This window comes from Streptomyces sp. P17 (assembly GCF_032436805.1).
Lineage (GTDB): Bacteria > Actinomycetota > Actinomycetes > Streptomycetales > Streptomycetaceae > Streptomyces.
The window spans coordinates 1-567 of record NZ_JAVRBF010000261.1 but is presented as its reverse complement, the minus strand read 5'-3'; the positions used below and the strand labels follow the sequence as shown (position 1 = coordinate 567).

Below are 567 nucleotides of genomic sequence, written 5' to 3'. Positions count from 1 at the left end.
GAACACGCCGTGGCGCGCATCGGCGGCCACGACAGCGACGAGACCCTTGGCGTGGCTGACGATCGAGTTGGCGAGCGCACCGGATCGGCGCGGAGCGCGGCTCTTCGCCTCCGATGCCACCTCCCTGCCTGCGGCGGCGGTCGCCTTGATGACCTCTTGGGTGACCTTCGACGACGCCTTCCCGAGGTCGACGGCGAGCTTCGTCAACTCTGCATTCTCGGTCATGGCGTCTCGATCACCGATGCGGTGAAGCGGCGCTTGACGACGCCGAGACCGTTCTGGCGGACTGTCTCCACCGTGAACCGGGCGCCGTCGAGAGATGGGTCGCGGGGGCAGTGGTTGACGACCATGACGTGACCCTCCCTGAGCGCATCTACCCACCACGGCACCGAGCAGCGGTAGGCGCGGGACGTGACGGGCTGCTGACCCGTTGATATCACCTGCCCGGCCATGGAGCCGGGATCGACAGCACCGACGCCGGCGTAGACCTCGGGGCCGAACATCTCCACCTCGGAGCCGTCCACGAACTCGTAGCGGCGATGGGTGTAGATGGTGACGACGCAGTCC

General features: G+C 67.5%; 2 protein-coding genes. Both read right to left on the bottom strand.

The window, feature by feature from the left end; translation table 11 throughout:
• The coding region (locus RMT89_RS40745) for an HK97 gp10 family phage protein (protein ID WP_315888796.1) at nt 1-225 on the bottom strand (225 nt) is incomplete at its 3' end.
• Nucleotides 222-567 (bottom strand): DUF6093 family protein (locus tag RMT89_RS40740; RefSeq protein WP_315888795.1); only part of this gene is annotated, 346 nt, incomplete at its 5' end. The genes RMT89_RS40740 and RMT89_RS40745, both read right to left, overlap by 4 nt.